This window comes from Pseudomonas sp. GW821-FHT01E10 (assembly GCF_059422365.1).
The window spans coordinates 65,727-83,179 of the sequence record NZ_JBWKWT010000013.1; the positions used below are offsets into that span (position 1 = coordinate 65,727).

Below are 17,453 nucleotides of genomic sequence, written 5' to 3' on the forward strand. Positions count from 1 at the left end.
CTGTCGGTCGGTGATCAGGCCAGGGCGGCCATTTCTGGAATCGCTTCGAACAAATCCGCCACCAGGCCGTAATCGGCCACCTGGAAGATCGGCGCTTCTTCGTCCTTGTTGATCGCCACGATCACTTTGGAGTCTTTCATGCCGGCCAGGTGCTGGATCGCGCCGGAGATACCGACGGCGATGTACAGCTGCGGCGCAACGATCTTGCCGGTCTGACCGACTTGCATGTCGTTGGGTACGAAACCTGCGTCAACCGCAGCGCGTGAAGCACCGACGGCAGCGCCCAGCTTGTCGGCCAGGGCGTACAGGTGTTTGAAGTTGTCGCCGTTCTGCATGCCGCGACCGCCGGAAACGACGATCCTGGCAGCGGTCAGTTCCGGACGATCGGACTTGGCCAGTTCTTCACTGACGAAGCTGGATTTCCCCTCGTCGTAAACGGTGGCGACCGCTTCGACGACCGCTGAACCACCTTCAGCAGCCACCGGGTCGAAACCGGTAGCCCGCACGGTGATCACTTTGACCGCCGCGTCGGACTGCACGGTGGCGATGGCGTTACCGGCGTAGATCGGGCGCTTGAAGGTGTTGGCGCTTTCGACCGAGATGATCTCGGAGATCTGATCAACGTCCAACTGAGCGGCTACGCGTGGCAGGATGTTTTTGCCGTTGGAGGTGGCCGAGGCCAGCACATGGCTGTAAATCGTGCGCTGCTCGATCACCAGACCTGCCACTAACGGGGCAACGTTTTCCGGCAGTTGATGCGCGTAGGCGGCGTTGTCGACCACCAACACTTTCGCCACACCGGCAATTTTCGCCGCGGCTTCAGCCACTGCACCAACAAGTGCGCCGACCACCAGAACGTGGATGTCGCCACCGATTTTCGCGGCGGCAGCCACGGTGTTCAGCGTGGCCGGGGCCAGCACTTTGTTGTCCTGCTGGTCATTTGAATAGTCAGCAATTACCAGAATCGTCATTCAGATCACCCTCGCTTCGTTCTTCAATCTCTCCACCAGCTCAGCCACCGACTTGACCTTGATACCCGCGCTGCGTGCAGCTGGCGCTTCGACTTTCAAGGTTGTGTTGGTGGAGGCGGTGGAAACGCCCAAAGCGTCCGGAGTCAGCGTCTCGAGAGGCTTCTTCTTGGCTTTCATGATGTTTGGCAGGGACGCGTAGCGCGGCTCGTTCAAACGCAGGTCGGTGGTGACGATGGCCGGCAGCTTCAGGGAAACGGTCTGCGCGCCGCCGTCGATTTCGCGGGTCACGGCAACGCTGTCGCCGCTGACTTCGACTTTGGATGCGAACGTGCCCTGACCGTAGCCGCTCAATGCCGCGAGCATCTGGCCAGTCTGGTTGTTGTCGCTGTCGATGGCTTGTTTGCCGAGGATCACCAGCTGAGGCTGTTCCTTGTCGACCACCGCCTTGAGCAGCTTGGCCACGGCCAGGGAGGTCATGTCTTCAGCGGATTCGACGAGGATGGCGCGGTCGGCACCCAGGGCCAGCGCGGTGCGCAGTTGCTCTTGAGCGGTGGACGGGCCGATGGAAACAACGACGATTTCAGTCGCAATACCGCTCTCTTTCAGGCGTACAGCTTCTTCTACGGCGATTTCGCAGAACGGGTTCATCGACATCTTCACGTTAGCGAGGTCGACGCCGGAATGGTCCGCTTTCACACGAACTTTCACGTTGTAATCGACCACGCGTTTCACAGCTACGAGGATCTTCATTGGGCAGTGTTCTCTCGAAAATCTTTGATCGTTGCAGTCAGATGGCCCCGGCGGCGCGCATTTCTTCAATGCGCTCCGCGCCCAGCCCCAGTTCCCTGAGCAGCTGTTCGGTGTGTTGGCCAAGACCTGGTACGGCATCCATGCGTGGCTCGAATGCATTGTTGCTGCCGGGCGGGATCAGGCTTGGAACGGGGCCGGCGGAGGTTTCGACGGCTCGCCAACGGTCACGGGCCTGAAGTTGCGGGTGGTCCCAGACACCTTGCATGTCATTCACCCGGGCGTTGGCGATCTGCGCATGGTCGAGGCGATCGATCACCGCATCGAAGTTGAGCGTGGAGAACGATTCGATGATCAGTTCCCGCAGCGCGTTGCGGTTCTCGACTCGTTTGAAGTTGGCCGAGAAACGAGCATCTTTCGCCAGTTCGGGTGCAAGCAGCACCTTCTCGCAAAACAGCTGCCATTCACGTTCGTTCTGCAAACCCAGCATCACGGTGGTGCCGTCACCGATGGGGAAGGGGCCATAGGGGTAAATGGTGGCGTGCGCTGCACCGGCGCGAGGGGGCGGAGGCGCCCCGTCGTAGGCGTAGTACATCGGGTAGTTCATCCACTCGACCAAGCTTTCGAGCATCGACACATCGAGGTGGCTGCCTTCGCCGGTCCGTTCGCGCAACAGCAGCGCGGACAGAATCCCGGTGTACGCGTACATGCCGGCCGCAATGTCGGCGATGGAGCAACCGGCCTTGGCCATTTCGTCCTCGCCCGGGCTGCCGGTGACCGACAGAAAGCCGCCTTCACTCTGGATCAACAGGTCGTAGGCTTTTTTCTTCTCGTAGGGACCACCGACGCCATAGCCTGAAATGTCACAGACAATCAGGCGCGGAAAGCGCTGGTGCAACACCTCAAATGACAATCCCATCCGCGCAGCGGCACCGGGCGCGAGGTTCTGTACGAGCACGTCGGCAGTGGCCAGCAAACTGTCCAGCACCTCGGTGGCCGAGTCCTGTTTCAGGTCGAGGGTCAGGCTTTCTTTCGAGCGGTTGGTCCAGACGAAGTGCGAAGCCAAGCCGTTGACGCGTTGGTCGTAGCCCCGGGCGAAATCACCTGTGCCTGGACGTTCGACCTTGATCACCCGGGCGCCGAGGTCGGCCAGTTGGCGGGTGCAGAAGGGCGCTGCAATGGCATGCTCAAGGCTGACGACGGTAATGCCATCGAGCGGGCGGAGGCCTTTGGGCTGGCTCATGATGTTTATCTCTCTTGTTATTAGAAAGAGCGCGGCAGTTCGAGCAGGTGTTCGGCAACGTACGACAGGATCAGGTTGGTGGAGATGGGCGCTACCTGATACAGACGGGTTTCGCGGAACTTGCGCTCGACGTCGTATTCGCAGGCGAAACCGAAACCGCCGTGGGTTTGCAGGCAAGCATTGGCCGCCTCCCAGGAGGCTTTCGCTGCCAGGTACTTGGCCATGTTGGCGCTGGCCCCGGCGTTGATCACGCTGTCGTATTCCTCGCAGGCACGCCAGCGCATCAGGTCGGCCGCTTCGATTTCGATGTGGGCTTCGGCGATCGGGAATTGCACGCCCTGGTTCTGCCCGATCGGGCGCCCGAACACCACGCGGTCGCGGGCATAGGCGCTGGCCTTTTCGATAAACCAGCGACCGTCACCGATGCACTCGGCGGCAATCAGGGTGCGTTCGGCATTCAAGCCGTCGAGGATGTACCGGAAGCCTTTGCCTTCTTCGCCAATCAGGCTGTCAGCGGGGATTTCCAGGTTGTCGAAGAACAACTCGTTGGTTTCGTGGTTGACCATGTTCGCGATGGGCTGCACGGTCATGCCGTTGCCGATGGCCTCGCGCAGGTCGACGAGGAAGATCGACATGCCTTCGGATTTTTTCTTCACGTCGGCCAAGGGCGTGGTGCGCGCCAGCAGGATCATCAAGTCGGAATGCTGGATCCGCGAGATCCACACCTTCTGCCCGTTGATCACGTACTTGTCGCCTTTGCGTACGGCGGTGGTCTTGATTTTGGTGGTGTCGGTGCCGGTGGTGGGCTCGGTCACGCCCATCGATTGCAGGCGCAATTCACCGTTGGCCAGCTTCGGCAGGTAGTAACTTTTCTGCGCCTCGCTGCCGTGACGCAGCAGGGTGAACATGTTGTACATCTGCCCGTGCACGGTCCCGGAATTGCCGCCGCAGCGGTTCACTTCTTCGAGGATCACCGAGGCCTCGGCCAGCCCCAGGCCGGAGCCGCCGTATTCAACCGGGATCATCGCCGCCAGCCAGCCCGCGTCGGTCAGGGCCTTGACGAAGGTTTCTGGAAAGCCTTTTTCTTCGTCGATTTTGCGCCAGTAAGCGGCATCGAATTCTGCGCAAAGAGCGCGTACGCCCTCGCGGATGGCATTGAGTTCTTCAGCGTTGCGATCAGTCATTATTATTCTCCTCAACGCGTCACGCACGGCATCAGCCCTGCGTGACGCGGTCCGGGTAGGGCGCAATCAGATCGGGTTGAAACCCAGCGCAGCACGAAAGCGATTTTTGATGTAGTGACCATCACGCGGTGGCAGCACCCGTGGCGGGTTTTCCGCTTTGATCTTGATCGTTGCGAGCTTGACGCCGTCGCGGGTGGCGAAGCGCTCGCGCAGGTCATGCACGCCTTGCATGTCACGGATTTCGTCGGTCCAGCTGAAGCCGCAGGTCTTCGCCACCTGGTCCAGGGAAATACCAAAACCCGCGTGGCTGACTTGCATGCCGGTTTCGCCAAAGTGACCGTTATCCAGCACAGCGATGGTCAGGTTGGCGGGTTTTTGCAGCGCGACGGTGGCCAGTGCGCCGAAGCCCATGAGCAACTCGCCGTCACCGGTGACCACCACCACTGACTTGTCCGGCTGGGCGTTCGCCAGGCCCAGGCCGACGGTGATGGCACTGCCCATGGCGGCCCAGAGGTAGTAATTCAGATCGTGGTCGCCGGCGGCCATGACGTCATAGGACGCCGAGCCCAGGCCGGTCACGACCAGCACGTCTTTGCGGTCGGCCAGCAAGGCCTTGACCACTTCGCGGCGGCACAGGGTGTGGTTGGCGCTTACTTGACCCATTTCTTTTCTCCAATCAGGCGCTGGCCGAGCAGCAGGGCAGTGGACGAATCACCGTTGAAGGCCATGGTCGCGGCACCGTGCAGCAGCGGGGCGACGTCTTCGGGAACGTCGGCGCGCCAGGTCATGACTTTCATCAGGTTCAGGGAGGCTTCGGTGGCCTGGCCCATCGGGTTCTGCCACGCGTTGAACTCGGCCCAGTCACCGCGCATGGTCACCACCATCAACAGCGGGAAACCGGCACAGACCTGCAGTGCCAGGGTGTTGATGCAGTTGCCGACACCGCTGGATTGCATCAAGAGTGCGCCGCGCTCACCGCCCAGCCAGGCGCCAGCGAGGTAGCCGATGCCTTCTTCTTCGGTGGTGAGGACGACGGCCTTGATGTCCGGGTCGGCATACGACATGCGGATGGCCGCCGAGTGGCCTGCATCCGGTACGAAGACCACATGTTTGACGTCGTGGGCCTTGAGCACGCGGAACACGTCCTCCTGCCAATCCTGTCCCACGGTTTGTTCAGCTTCTGTTGACATGCCAGTCTCCCAAGCAGTGCTGCTTTTGTGTTTTCACACATTCTGGGAGTGCTGATTGCTGCCGACGACTACCGTTTTTGTCTTTGAGATATGCCTGTTCTGTATAGCTTGGAGGTGAGTGCGTGGCGCAGCAGGGAACGGCGATAACCACACATTATGGGAAGAGCAAAACCGAGCAGCAGCCTTGCGCAAAGGTGCCGAGCCTGGGCGCCGGGCCATAGCATTCGGGCATATCAGCTAGAGCGTGATCCGCTCTTATTGAGGAGGTGGGGCTAGGGTAGTTTTCCGGCTACGGGGTTACAGCGCGTAACCGACGCAACAACAATAAGAAGGGGTTACACCTAATGAAAAACAGGCTACCGGCTGCGGCAGGCATTCTGATCGCCATGCTATTGGGGGTTCTTATCGGTTACATGATTTTCCTGAACTTCCCGGACAAAGCGATGGCAACCAGGATCGCCGGTTATATCTCGGTCATCTCTGACATTTTTCTACGCCTGATCAAAATGCTCATCGCTCCTCTGGTGTTCTCGACCCTGGTGGTGGGCATCGCTCATATGGGGGATGCAAGCGCTATCGGCCGGGTATTCGGCAAGGCACTGGGCTGGTTCGTGACAGCCTCATTGATCTCGCTGTCGGTGGGGTTGGTCATGGCGAACATGTTGCAGCCCGGGCACAACCTGGGATTGCCGCTGCCAGACGTGACCAGTACAACCAACTTGCAAACGTCGGTATTCACCCTCAAGGATTTCATGACCCATCTGGTGCCAAAATCCTTCGCGGAGGCCATGGCCACCAACGAAATTCTTCAAATCGTGGTGTTCTCGATATTTTTCGGCGTCGCGTTGGCCTCCTTGGGCAAGAAAGCCGCCGGCCTGGTGAATGTCATCGAAGACCTGTCCCACGCAATGTTGAAGGTCACCGGTTATGTGATGAAGCTTGCACCACTGGCGGTGATGGCGGCCATGGCAGCGACCGTTGCCATCAACGGCCTGTCCATTCTGGTCAAGTTCGCCGTGTTCATGCGTGACTTCTATTTCGGGCTGATCGTGCTCTGGGTCATGTTGGTGTTTGCCGGCTGGATGTTCCTCGGACGGCGTGTGTTCAAACTGGTGGTGTTGATCAGAGAGGCTTTCCTTCTGTCTTTTGCCACTGCCAGTTCCGAGTCGGCTTACCCGAAGATTCTTCACGCGCTGGATCGTTTTGGAGTCAAACGCAGAATCTCCAGTTTCGTCATGCCCATGGGCTATTCCTTCAATCTGGATGGCTCGATGATGTACTGCACCTTTGCCGTGCTGTTCATCGCTCAGGCGTATGGCATCGAGATGTCTATCGGTACGCAGATCACCATGCTGTTGACGCTGATGCTGACCTCCAAAGGCATGGCCGGCGTGCCGCGTGCTTCGCTGGTGGTCATTGCAGCGACCCTGACTCAGTTCGATATCCCCGAAGCCGGTCTGCTGCTCATTCTAGGGATCGATACCTTTCTGGACATGGGCCGCTCGGCGACCAACGCGGTGGGCAATTCCATCGCAACAGCGGTGGTGGCCAAATGGGAGGGCGAGTTGGTGAGTGAGGACGAGGCCGAGCGTCATGCAACTGCGCTGGATGTTCAGGGTGATACAGGAGAAAAACCGCTGACGGTCTGACCTGTTATCGGTGCATCTTCAAGATCAAAGGGTGAGCATTCACAGAGGTGGGTGCTCGCCCTTTGTCATGATCAGGACTTGCGTTGCAGGGTGTGGTAACCCAACTCTGACCTGGCCTCCCTGAGGGATTTTCCTTCAGCGATCAGGGCGCGGATATGGGCTTCCACCGCTTCGATCGAGCGGGCGCAGGCGGCCACTTCACTGGCACGTTCCCGAGGCACGATGAGCACGCCGTTGGCGTCGGCGATCACAATGTCTCTGGCGCACACGCGGGCCTGGCCGATGGACACCGGCTGATTGACCGACGCTACTTCGACCCGATCTTTCCCGGTACGCATGAACCGGCCTTTGCTGAACAGTGGATAGCCATCACCGAGTGCCTTGCTGACATCTCGGCAGACACCGTCGATAACGGTCGCTGCAATCCGTTGGCTCCCTGCATATTGGGTCATGATGTCGCCCCAGACGGTGCAATCGGTGCGCCCGTTGTTGTCGATCACCACCACGTCGCCTTCGGCCACATCGTCGATGAAATCTCCGACCGTTCCCGGCGGGCAACTGGCGCTGACGTAGCGCACGGTGAAGGCTGGCCCGACCACCACTTGCCGATAGTTATCCAGTGGCATGATGCCCAGGCACTGGCCAGGCAGGCCCAGCTTATCCAGGGCATCGGACACACCCGGCGTATCCAGGCCTTCAAACAGGGCAACCAATTCTTTGTCTTGGGGGGACATGTGTAACGCCTCGCAGTGATGACAGAATCGTTCAAACAGAAGCCGCTCACATGAGCGGCTCGGCTTTGTTCGCAATGCATTTCAAACCGGGGCGTTCAATCTCGCCCGAGGCTCGGAAATGGTCAGCAAGAGGATGAAGCTGATAAATGAGCCGACCGCCAGCCAGGCGAACACATAGTTCCAGCCATAGTTGTCCAGCAGCAGCCCGGTAATGAAGGGGGTGGCCGCCGCGCCCAACTGACCGATCATGTTCACGATGGCGTTGGAAATGGGGAACGTCTTTTTGGTGGTCAGGCCCATTGGGTAAACCATGTAGGAGGAGAAGCCCAGGCTCAGCACAACGCCGGTCAGCATCAGCAACAAGCCATAGGGCAGGGGTTCGGCGGGCGAATTGATCAGCAGATACATCATCAGCGACGTGCCGAGCGCAGACAGCAGCATGCCGGGTTTACGCCGCCCGCCCATTAGCCGGTCCGAGCAGAAACCACCCAGCAGGTTGCCGAGCACGGCGCCCACCCATGGCGCAGCCGACACCAGCCCCATGTTCATGATCGAGAACTGTTTGACCGTCATCAGGTAGGTCGGAATCCAGGCCAGCAGTACGCTCGATACGCCCAGTTGGAAGCAATAACTGGTGGCGCAGCCCCAGATGTTCCAGGACTTGAACACCTGCCGGTTGGTCTCCAGGGGCGTTTCATGGCGTGCACGTATGACTCGATCGAGTTTGCCCACCCAGGCTGGAATCTTCCGTGGGCGGGTTTGCTGAGTCGCTTCTGTGCTGCCGGTTTCCTCGATGATGTGGTTGAGCTCGGCTGCGTTGACGAACCGGCTCCGGGAAGGGTGATCGGTGACCATGAAGTACCAGATCACCGCCAGTACGATGCCGGGCAGGGCGAAAAAGTAGAAGATCTCTCGCCAGCCCCATACCGAAATGATCACTGCACAGAGCGGTGGCACGATCACTGGCCCGAACTTGACGGCGGACAGAAATATCCCTGAGGCGGTGCCTTTTTCCCGCGCTGGAAACCAGTTGTTGATGGTCGTGGTCATGCTGATCGGCAGTGGGCCTTCAGCGACGCCAAGTCCCAGGCGATACAGTTTCAATGCCAACAGTGAGCTGGCAGTACCCACCAGACCGGTCAGCAATGAGGTCAGCACCATGGCGCCAGGCAGGATCCTGCTGACGCCGTAACGGCCGAAAGCAAACCCGGAAGGGATTTGTGCCAGGGCATAGGCCAGCAGAAACAGGCTCATCAAGCCACCGGCCTCGGCATTGCTCATTTCAAACTCTTTACGAATAAACGGCAGCGCGACACCCAGGTTGGCCCGGTCGGCGGCAGCGATGGTGTAAATCAGAAAAATCAGGGCCGCAACCACCCAGCGGTAATTGCTGCGCACAACAGGTTTTATGACTTCAGGCATAGACATGGGGTGGACCTTGTTTTTGTCGGTGTTGTCCGGCCAAAGTAATGAGTGTGAATCTGCAAAAAAAGCGACAAATATTCCGCTCAACAGATCACTTTTATCGATGAGAGGCTGCAGCCAAATGCGTGCTCTATCGAATGTGCCGCATAAAGAAAACCCGGCCGTGGCCGGGTTTTGCTTGGTCCATATTCGAGTTAACGCAGAGCAGCGCAGAATGCGCGTATCGCCTCGCAGGCCTTGCGCAATGAAGCGTCATCCAGTGCATAGGCAATGCGAATGTAAGGGCCAAGGCCAAAAGCGCTGCCATGCACCACGGCCACATCTGCTTCGTCGAGCAGCGCGTGGGCCACATCTTCGTCGGTGTGCAGAACTCGCCCGCCTGGGGACGTTCGGCCAATCAGTCCGGCGCAGGAGGCGAATGCATAGAACGCACCTGCTGGAGCCGCGCATTCGAGTCCTGGAATGTCGTTCAGCAGCGTCACCATCAAGTCTCGGCGGCGCTGGAACACGACACGGCTTTCGTGGATGAAATCCTTAGGCCCCTCCAGTGCTGCGAGTGCCGCCTGTTGCGAGATGGAACTGGCGCCAGAGGTTTGCTGGCCTTGCAGTTTTTCCATGGCCTCCAGCAACCAGCGCGGCCCGGTGGCAAAACCGATGCGCCAGCCGGTCATGGCGTAGGCCTTGGAGACACCGTTCATGGTCAGGGTTCGCGGAGCCAGTCGTGGCTCCGCATGGGCCAGGGTATGGAACGCTTGATCGTCGAAGATCAGGTGCTCATAGATGTCGTCGGCCAGGATCAGTACATGGGGGTGATCCAGCAACACCGCCGCCAGTGCGCGAAGCTCAGCCTCGCTGTACACCGCGCCGGTGGGATTGGACGGTGAGTTGAGGATCAACCAGCGGGTTTGCGGGGTGATCGCGGCGGCCAGTGCCGGGGGCGTCAGCTTGAAACCGGTGTCGGCGTCGCAGGTGACGATCCGCGCTTCACCGCCGCACAGTTGCACCATCTCCGGGTAGCTGACCCAGTACGGCGCCGGCACGATAACCTGGTCGCCCTCGTTGAGTGTTGCAGCCAGGGCGTTGTAGATCACCTGTTTGCCACCGTTGCAGACGAGGGTGTCTTGCCAGGTGACGTCCAGGCCATTCTCGCGGCGGAATTTGGCGGCCACTGCTTCTCGCAGTGAACGGACCCCGGCGACCTGGGTGTAGCGGGTATGGCCGTGTTCAATGGCATTAATGGCCGCTTCGCGCACATGCCTGGGGGTATCGAAGTCGGGCTCGCCGGCGCACAGCGAAATGATCTTCGCGCCTTGTGCCCGGCGTTCCGCCACCCGGTCCATGATCCGGTAGGTCGCGGAAGGTTGCGCGCTGGCCAGGCGCTGGTTCAGTCGTTGGATATCAAGGCTCATGCGCGGGTTCTCCACTCGGTCAGGTTCATCAATTCCAGGGTCGAGCGGCCTTCGGTCAGCGCCTGCATCATCTGCGTTTCCTTGTTCGCGCGCACCTCGCCTTCGGCCAGGGTACGCGCCGCATCCGCCTTGGGGATGATGATGACGCCGTCATCGTCGGCCACCACCAGATCACCCTGAGCCACCAAGGCACCGTTGAAATTGAACGGTTGCCCCACCGACGGGGCGCTGGCCTTGACCGTGCCTTTGACCGAGATGCCACGGGCAAATACCGGGAACTGGCGTTTCTTCAGGGCCGCGATATCGCGTACGCCGCCATCGATCACCAGACCTACCACGCCAGCCGCTTCGGCCGCCACGGTGAGCACTTCGCCCCAGTAACCGGCGATGAAACCGCCCGTGCCCACGACCAGTACGCTGCCACGGGGCACTCGTTCCATCGCCAGGTGCAGGGCCAGGTTGTCGCCCGGCGAACATTCCAGCGGGTAGGCGGGGGCGGCGATGAAGGCGCCGTCCCAGATCGGGCGGATCACACTGTCGACCGCGCAGGGCAGATGGGACGCTTCATACAGCGTCGAACTGCCCAGTACTTTTGCCCGTTGGTGAAAATCCGCGGGGAAGGGGAGCGTGCTCATCAGGCTTTCCTCTGCAGGCTGTGGTAGCCCAGGGCGGCCCGGGCTTCCTTAAGGGTTTTGCCCTGAGCGATCAGGGCACGAATGTCGGCTTCGACCGATTCGATCTGACGGGCACACGCCGCCACTTCCGCCGCACGCGCGCGAGGCACGATCACCACGCCGTTGGCGTCGGCGACCACGATGTCTCGGGAGCAGACCCGTGCGGTGCCGATCGACACTGGCTGGTTGACCGACTGCACCTGCACCCGGTCTTTGCCGGTACGCATGAAGCGGCCCTTGCTGAAGATCGGATAGCCATCGCCCAGCGCCTTGTTCACGTCACGGCATACGCCGTCGATGACCGTGGCGGCGATCTGCCGGGTGCCGGCGTACTGGGTCATGATGTCGCCCCAGACGGTGCAGTCGGTGCGGCCGCCGTTGTCGATGACCACCACGTCGCCGGGCGCCACGTCTTCGATGAAATCGCCCACGGTGCCAGGCGGTACGCTAGCCGAGACGTATTGCACGGTGAACGCCGGACCGACGATGACCTTGCTGTAGTTGTCCAGTGGCGCCACACCGAGGCATTGGCCGGGCAGGCCAAGTTTGTCCAGGGCATCGGAGACACCCGGAGTGTCCAGACCTTCAAACAAGGCGACCAGTTCTTTGTCTTCGATGTTCATCAGGCGTGCTCCACGTGGATCGCTTCGAATTGGGTGTCATGCATCACTTCGGCTACCGAGCGACCGCTGCGGACTGCCTCGACCATGCCGTCCTGGCGGCGAGCAATACGCTCGCCAAGGTCGACCACTTTCTCGATATGGGTTGAGGGCACGAACACCGTGCCGCAGGTATCGGCGATGACATAGTCGTTCTCGCTGACATCGACGCCGGCGACGTTGATCGTCACGCCAGCATCGATCTGCACCACCCGATTGCGCGCGCTGATCATGGTCACGCCACGGCCGTAAACCGGGTAACCGATGGCTTCGCTACCGTCGATGTCGCGACTGAAACCGTCGATCACCGTGCCGCGCACTTTCTTGCCGGCCGCTGCGTTTGCGAGGATGTCACCCCAGCAGGAGATGCCTTCGATACCACCGGCGATCACCAGCACGCGATCGTCGCTGTCGATCTGTTCAACCACCGGGGTAATCAGGTGCACTGTGGGCGCACTGTCGGATTTTGGCGCCAGCAGCACCGTGCTGGCGCGGCCGACGATCCTTGGGCAGTTCCACAACGGGCGCAGCCCAACGGTGGCACCCGGCAGGCCGAGGAAGTCGAGCGCATCGGAAACCGTATTGGTATCCAGCGCCGCCAAGCGATCCAGCAAACTCTTGTGGATCATGCTCTTGTTAATCATTGGAAAAGCCCCAGTGGTGACGGAGGCGCCCAGTGTCTGCGAGAGCATTTGATAGGTATATTACGAATCACAGAAGCGTTGGATACGCTAAACCTATGGATAAATCATGATCAATTTTCGTCTGATTCGTCATCTCTGGTTGTTCCTCGCGGTGGCCGAAGAACAGAATTTCGGCCGCGCGGCCAAGCGGCTGGGCATGTCCCAGCCACCGCTGAGCGAGCAGATCCAGGTGCTGGAGCAGGCGCTCAAGGTCAAGCTGTTCGACCGTTCGCGACGCGGGGCGAAACTGACCCCTGTTGGCGCCGCGATCCTGCCGGCGGTGCGCAAGTTCGCCGACCAACTGGAGCGTCTGGAGCTCGCCGTGGAGGAGGCGGTGGCGGGGCAGTCGGGGATGTTGACCATCGGTGCGATTTCCACGGCGATGTTCGATGTGTTGCCGGGGCTGATCGAGCAGCTGAAGAACGATTACCCGCACCTCACCGTGTCCGTGCGCGAAATCGACAGCGTCGAAGCCGTCCCGGCACTGGAGGCCGGTGATATCGATTTGGCCTTCGCCCGGCTGGACGGTGATCTTGGCGCTTCGATCAATTCACTGCCGCTGTTGGAGGATCGCCTGGTGGTGGCGCTGCCCAGTGATCACCCCTTGGCTTCGCGCACACGCATCAGTCTGTCCAGTCTGTCCAATGAGCCGTTGGTGATGTTTTCCCGCAAGGTCAGCCCGGTGTACTTCGACAATCTGATCGCGACCTGCCGGGCCAGCGGGTTTTCCCCTCGGGTGCTGCATGAAGTGCGTTCCGTCGCTTCGCAAATTGCTTTTGTCAGCTATGGCCAAGGCATCGCACTGGTGCCGGCGTCACTGAAAAAACTGGCGCCGGACAACGTTGTGTTTCGGGCGCTGAGCCAGAAGCTCAATGTCGTGACCACCGCAGTGGCCTGGAATGCCGATCGGCCCAATCCGGTGGTGGAGGACGTCGTTGCCCGGTTCCGGGCCAAGGTGTGAGTTGGCCCAAGGACTGTGTGCGAACACCGATTGATAGGATTGGCCTATGAAAGCCTTCCTCAATCAGGAATTTACAGAACACCCGATTCCCTTGAAATTGCGAGCCTGGCTGCTGGCAGCCAGGCTCGGCGTAACCTTTCCGCTCAAGGAGTCCAACATCTTGCCCTCACCAGAAATGTTCACTCACGTGCAACTCCCTCTGACGGTGGAGGGTGTCCAGCTGAACGTGGCCGCCATCCATCGCGACGGCCACCTGGCGCCGATTGTGTTCCTGCATGGGTTTGGTTCGACCAAGGAGGACTACGCCGATATCGTGCATCAGCCCGCGTTTGCCGGTCACCCTTTCATCGCTTACGACGCACCGGGTTGCGGAGAAAGCCAGTGCAGTGACCTTTCCAGGATTTCCATTCCCTTTTTGTTGCAGACGGCGCTGCAGGTGCTGGCGCATTTCGGTATCGAGCGCTTCCATCTGGTCGGCCACTCGATGGGCGGGCTGACCGCGCTGATGCTGGCCCATCAGTTCCCGGATCGGGTGCTTAGCTTCGTCGATATCGAGGGCAATATCGCCCCGGAAGACTGCTTCCTCAGCCGGCAGATAGTCGATTATCCGAGCGACGATCCCGAGGCGTTTTTCGCCGCCTTCATCGAACGTGCCCGGCACGCCCCGGCGTATGCCAGCGCACTCTATTCCGCGAGCTTGCGGCACAAGGTGCGTGCCGGTGCGGTGCGAGGGATTTTTCAGTCGATGGTCGACCTCTCCGATAACGCCGACCTGATGAGCAAGTTCCTCGGGTTGAAGTGCCCGCGGATGTTCATGTACGGCGAACGGAACGCGTCATTGTCCTACTTGCCACACATCCAGGCAGAAGGTGTGCGGCTGGCGCCCATTCCCGAGTGTGGGCATTTCCCGATGTATTCCAATCCGATCGCGATGTGGCAACAGATCGCCGATTTCCAGGCGAGCACTGCGCAATAACAAAACAGGGCGCAGAACCTGTGGGATCGCGGCACCGCGCGCTCCCACAGGACTTTTGGCGCTCAAATTTCTTGGTCAGACCCCGGCAGCGCTCGGTTTTGAGTAACCCTTGAGCCCGGTGCGCTCTTCGATCTCACCGGAACCGCTGATGTACCCGTAGCGAGACAGATTCGGCATCAACATCGCGGCGATGAAGGTGATGGTCACCACCGCGGCGACATAGAAAAAGAAATACTCCTCGATCCCCTGCGAACGAAGCGACAAGGCGACGTACTCGGCAGTGCCGCCGAATGCCGCATTGCCGACGGCATACGGAAAGCCCACGCCCAGAGCGCGCACGGCAGGTGGGAACAGTTCGGCTTTGACGATCCCGGCGATCGGGGTGTAGAGCGAGGCAATGGCCAGCCCGCCAAACACCAGCAGAAACGCCATAAACGGGCTGCTGACCGACTGCAATGAATAGAGCAGGGGAATCACCAGCAACATGGCCAACCCGGAAAACATCAGCATGTGCGCCTTGATCCCGATGCGGTCGGCGAGCAAACCAAAGAGCGGCTGGCAGAGCATGAAGCCGACCAGGGCGGCGGTCATGATGAAGCTCACCGTTTCCGGGCTGAAGCCTGCGGAGATCACCAGGAATTTCTGCATGTAGGTGGTGAAAGTGTAGAAGTACAGCGAGCCACCGATGGTGAACGCCACCACCAGAGCGACCGCCCGTTTGTGTTTGAACAGGCCGCGCAGAGAGCCGGCATCTTTGCGGTTCATGTCTTTTTTGGTTGCGGTTTCATGCATGGCCCGCCGCAGATACACCACCACGATCGAGCTCAGGGCGCCGATGAAGAACGGAATCCTCCAGCCCCATTCGCGCAACTCTTCGCCGGTCAGGGTTTGCTGGAGAATGACCACGGTCATCAAGGCCAGCAACTGACCGGCAATGATGGTGAAGTACTGGAAGGAACCATAGAAACAGCGACGACCTGGTGTCGCAATTTCGCTGATGTAGGTGGCGCCGGTGCCGTACTCCGCGCCGACGGACAGGCCCTGAATCAACCTGGCCACCACCAGCAGGATCGGTGCCGCGACCCCTATGGTTGCGTAGGTGGGCATGACGGCGATCAGCAGCGAGCCGGCGCACATCATGAACACCGAGATAATCATCGACACCTTGCGGCCACGAGTGTCGGCAATCCAGCCGAATATCCAGCCACCGAGTGGGCGCATGAAAAAGCCGACGGCGAAGACCCCAGCGGTCGCCAATAGCTGACTGGTGGTGTCCCCCTTGGGGAAAAACGAAGCGGCAAAGTAGATGGCAGTGTAGGCGTAAATGAAAAAGTCGTACCACTCCACCAGATTGCCCGAGCAGGCACCCATGATGGCTTTGACGCGGTTCGGCGCTCTCATCGGAGCGGCTGCGGCAGCGTGGTCTTTGGTGTCTGTGATTGATGCGGACATGCTGTTCACCCTTTCTTCAAGGCGAGGCGATACGAGGAGCACGCTGATGCGTGTCCGACGTGACTGGCTCGATGGGTTGTCGGGTTTAACGAAGCGGAGTGAACTCGTTCGTGGCCGGGTTTACTGAAGAGAAAGGGGAGGGAGGATGCACGAGCATGGCGAGCTGTACGTGGCCGGGGGAAATCGGACAGGTCAGGTAAGACGAAGCATTGAACATCATGGCGCGAGCCCTCGAATCTTATTCTTGTAGTGAGTCGAGCGCTCTTTGGCGCCGACGTTGATTGCACGCTACCGCAGAGTCAGGAGGCTAATAAGCCGTCAGGCAGGCCTAACTGATATACCTGAATTCTATAGCTTGGCGTGCAGCCCCGGCGCGCTGGGGGATACAGCCGACTCGCCAGTCTTGAGGCCTCGCGATACACGGTTGGCGGGGCATTCCAAGGTGCGCAAATGCGATTACACTCACAGCACTTTCGACGCATATCGCGCCGAGCCCGATGCTGACTGGCCTGGTAATGGATGTCGTTCAACTCAAGACCCTGATTCATGTGGCCGAGCTGGGCAGTCTCAGCAAGGCCTCGGATCGTCTTCACATCGCGCAGCCGGCCCTGAGCCGGCAAATCCGGTTACTGGAAAAGGAACTCGGCACCTACCTGTTCGACCGACATGGGCGAGGCATGGAAATTACCGAGGCCGGCCGCGAAGTGCTGGCCCATGCCACCCGAATCATGGAAGAGATGGAGTCCATCCGAAGCTCGGTGGTGGGCGGAAAAACCTCTTTCCGTGGAACGGTGGTCATCGGGACAACGCCGACGGTCGCGGAAATCGTCACCGTCCCTCTGGTTCGCAAGATCAAAGAGGCGCATCCGAATCTCGGCATCAGGTTTTCCTCGGCCTTCAGCGGCTACCTGCTGGATTGGGTTCAGCGTGGCGAGTTGGAACTGGCGATTTCCTACGATCCGCAACCCCTGCACACGCTGCGTATCGTGCCGGTGATGATGGAAAACCTGCTGCTGGTCGGCCCTGCCAGCGCCAACCTGCGTCTTGATACGCCGGTGTCGTTCGCGTCGCTGGCCGAGCAACAGTTGGTATTGCCCAGCGCCCGACATGGCCTTCGGGTGATTTTGGATAATTGTGCGCGTGAAGTCGGGATCAAGCTCAAGACCAGCGTTGAAGCCGATTCCTTCGGCGCGATGATCGACCTGGTCCGCAATGGCTTCGGTTTGACCGCTTTGCCGTTGGCCTCGATTTACGCGCAAATCGAAGCGGGCGTGCTCAGTGCGGCACCGTTGGTCGACCCCGCTCCCATGCGTAAATTGGTCCTGGTCTTTCCCGCGGACAGGCGCGTCAGCCCGGCCGCGAAATTTGTCGGGGATGCCTTTATCGAAATTGCAGCCGATCTGGTCAATCGCAAAATCTGGGCCGGGCACATGCTTTGAGCCATCGGCCAATCTGTTAGCCCCTACCCGTTGTTGCGCAGCTGCTCACGACTTCTG

17 protein-coding genes are annotated in these 17,453 nt (G+C 60.0%); 4 read left to right on the forward strand and 13 right to left on the reverse strand.

What is annotated here, in order from left to right:
• Window positions 1-14 precede the first annotated feature (14 nt).
• The 6 genes from AC07V0_RS21325 to AC07V0_RS21350 all read right to left on the reverse strand — a co-directional run bounded on the left by AC07V0_RS21325 (window position 15) and on the right by AC07V0_RS21350 (window position 5,335).
• Window positions 15-971: an electron transfer flavoprotein subunit alpha/FixB family protein gene (locus tag AC07V0_RS21325; RefSeq protein WP_495019893.1), complete on the reverse strand. Its 957-nt coding sequence runs from the start codon at window positions 969-971 to the stop codon at window positions 15-17.
• The gene (locus AC07V0_RS21330; RefSeq protein WP_495019894.1) at window positions 972-1,721 is read right to left on the reverse strand and encodes an electron transfer flavoprotein subunit beta/FixA family protein; all 750 of its coding nucleotides are present in this window, start codon (window positions 1,719-1,721) and stop codon (window positions 972-974) included. It lies immediately after the preceding gene.
• Window positions 1,722-1,758: 37 nt separating this feature from the next.
• Window positions 1,759-2,961 carry a CaiB/BaiF CoA transferase family protein gene (locus AC07V0_RS21335; RefSeq protein ID WP_495019895.1) on the reverse strand — a complete coding sequence of 401 codons (1,203 nt, stop codon included), beginning with the start codon at window positions 2,959-2,961 and terminating at the stop codon, window positions 1,759-1,761.
• A gap of 20 nt (window positions 2,962-2,981) precedes the next feature.
• Entirely contained in the window at window positions 2,982-4,145 is a 1,164-nt protein-coding gene (locus AC07V0_RS21340) for an acyl-CoA dehydrogenase family protein (RefSeq protein WP_495019896.1), read from the reverse strand.
• 66 nt (window positions 4,146-4,211) lie between these two features.
• Window positions 4,212-4,808 carry a thiamine pyrophosphate-dependent enzyme gene (locus AC07V0_RS21345; protein WP_019581903.1) on the reverse strand — a complete coding sequence of 199 codons (597 nt, stop codon included), beginning with the start codon at window positions 4,806-4,808 and terminating at the stop codon, window positions 4,212-4,214.
• Complete coding sequence (locus AC07V0_RS21350; RefSeq protein ID WP_018928360.1) at window positions 4,796-5,335, reverse strand: thiamine pyrophosphate-binding protein; 540 nt, start codon at window positions 5,333-5,335, stop codon at window positions 4,796-4,798. The genes AC07V0_RS21345 and AC07V0_RS21350 overlap by 13 nt, the downstream gene beginning before the upstream one ends.
• Window positions 5,336-5,679: 344 nt before the next feature.
• On the opposite strand from AC07V0_RS21350, the gene AC07V0_RS21355 reads away from it, so the two are divergent.
• The gene (locus AC07V0_RS21355; protein WP_495019897.1) at window positions 5,680-6,984 is read left to right on the forward strand and encodes a dicarboxylate/amino acid:cation symporter; all 1,305 of its coding nucleotides are present in this window, start codon (window positions 5,680-5,682) and stop codon (window positions 6,982-6,984) included.
• Window positions 6,985-7,055: 71 nt separating this feature from the next.
• Here AC07V0_RS21355 and AC07V0_RS21360 read toward each other — a convergent pair whose 3' ends face one another.
• The 6 genes from AC07V0_RS21360 to AC07V0_RS21385 all read right to left on the reverse strand — a co-directional run bounded on the left by AC07V0_RS21360 (window position 7,056) and on the right by AC07V0_RS21385 (window position 12,514).
• Window positions 7,056-7,718 carry an RraA family protein gene (locus tag AC07V0_RS21360; protein ID WP_495019898.1) on the reverse strand — a complete coding sequence of 221 codons (663 nt, stop codon included), beginning with the start codon at window positions 7,716-7,718 and terminating at the stop codon, window positions 7,056-7,058.
• Window positions 7,719-7,799: 81 nt separating this feature from the next.
• Complete coding sequence (locus AC07V0_RS21365) at window positions 7,800-9,146, reverse strand: MFS transporter (protein ID WP_495019899.1); 1,347 nt, start codon at window positions 9,144-9,146, stop codon at window positions 7,800-7,802.
• 191 nt (window positions 9,147-9,337) lie between these two features.
• The gene (locus AC07V0_RS21370) at window positions 9,338-10,552 is read right to left on the reverse strand and encodes a pyridoxal phosphate-dependent aminotransferase (RefSeq protein WP_495019900.1); all 1,215 of its coding nucleotides are present in this window, start codon (window positions 10,550-10,552) and stop codon (window positions 9,338-9,340) included.
• Window positions 10,549-11,187 carry an RraA family protein gene (locus AC07V0_RS21375; protein WP_018928351.1) on the reverse strand — a complete coding sequence of 213 codons (639 nt, stop codon included), beginning with the start codon at window positions 11,185-11,187 and terminating at the stop codon, window positions 10,549-10,551. Before AC07V0_RS21375 ends, AC07V0_RS21370 begins: the two co-directional genes overlap by 4 nt.
• Complete coding sequence (locus AC07V0_RS21380) at window positions 11,187-11,849, reverse strand: RraA family protein (protein ID WP_018928350.1); 663 nt, start codon at window positions 11,847-11,849, stop codon at window positions 11,187-11,189. The genes AC07V0_RS21375 and AC07V0_RS21380 overlap by 1 nt, the downstream gene beginning before the upstream one ends.
• On the reverse strand, window positions 11,849-12,514 hold the full coding sequence (locus AC07V0_RS21385) for an RraA family protein (protein ID WP_019581913.1): 666 nt from the start codon (window positions 12,512-12,514) through the stop codon (window positions 11,849-11,851). Before AC07V0_RS21385 ends, AC07V0_RS21380 begins: the two co-directional genes overlap by 1 nt.
• Window positions 12,515-12,635: 121 nt before the next feature.
• Here AC07V0_RS21385 and AC07V0_RS21390 point away from each other — a divergent pair, with 121 nt between their 5' ends.
• Together AC07V0_RS21390 and AC07V0_RS21395 are read left to right on the forward strand one after the other, a co-directional pair.
• Complete coding sequence (locus tag AC07V0_RS21390) at window positions 12,636-13,529, forward strand: LysR family transcriptional regulator (protein ID WP_018928348.1); 894 nt, start codon at window positions 12,636-12,638, stop codon at window positions 13,527-13,529.
• A gap of 160 nt (window positions 13,530-13,689) precedes the next feature.
• A complete protein-coding gene (locus AC07V0_RS21395; RefSeq protein WP_026286601.1) occupies window positions 13,690-14,505 on the forward strand; it encodes an alpha/beta fold hydrolase in 816 nt (271 codons plus the stop codon).
• 75 nt (window positions 14,506-14,580) lie between these two features.
• Here the strand turns inward: AC07V0_RS21395 and AC07V0_RS21400 are convergent, their stop codons facing one another.
• Window positions 14,581-15,957 carry an MFS family transporter gene (locus tag AC07V0_RS21400; protein ID WP_026286600.1) on the reverse strand — a complete coding sequence of 459 codons (1,377 nt, stop codon included), beginning with the start codon at window positions 15,955-15,957 and terminating at the stop codon, window positions 14,581-14,583.
• Window positions 15,958-16,454: 497 nt separating this feature from the next.
• Between AC07V0_RS21400 and AC07V0_RS21405 the strand changes: the two genes are divergently transcribed.
• Window positions 16,455-17,396, forward strand: coding sequence for a LysR family transcriptional regulator (locus AC07V0_RS21405; RefSeq protein WP_018928345.1), 942 nt, complete (start codon window positions 16,455-16,457; stop codon window positions 17,394-17,396).
• Window positions 17,397-17,453: the final 57 nt, after the last annotated feature.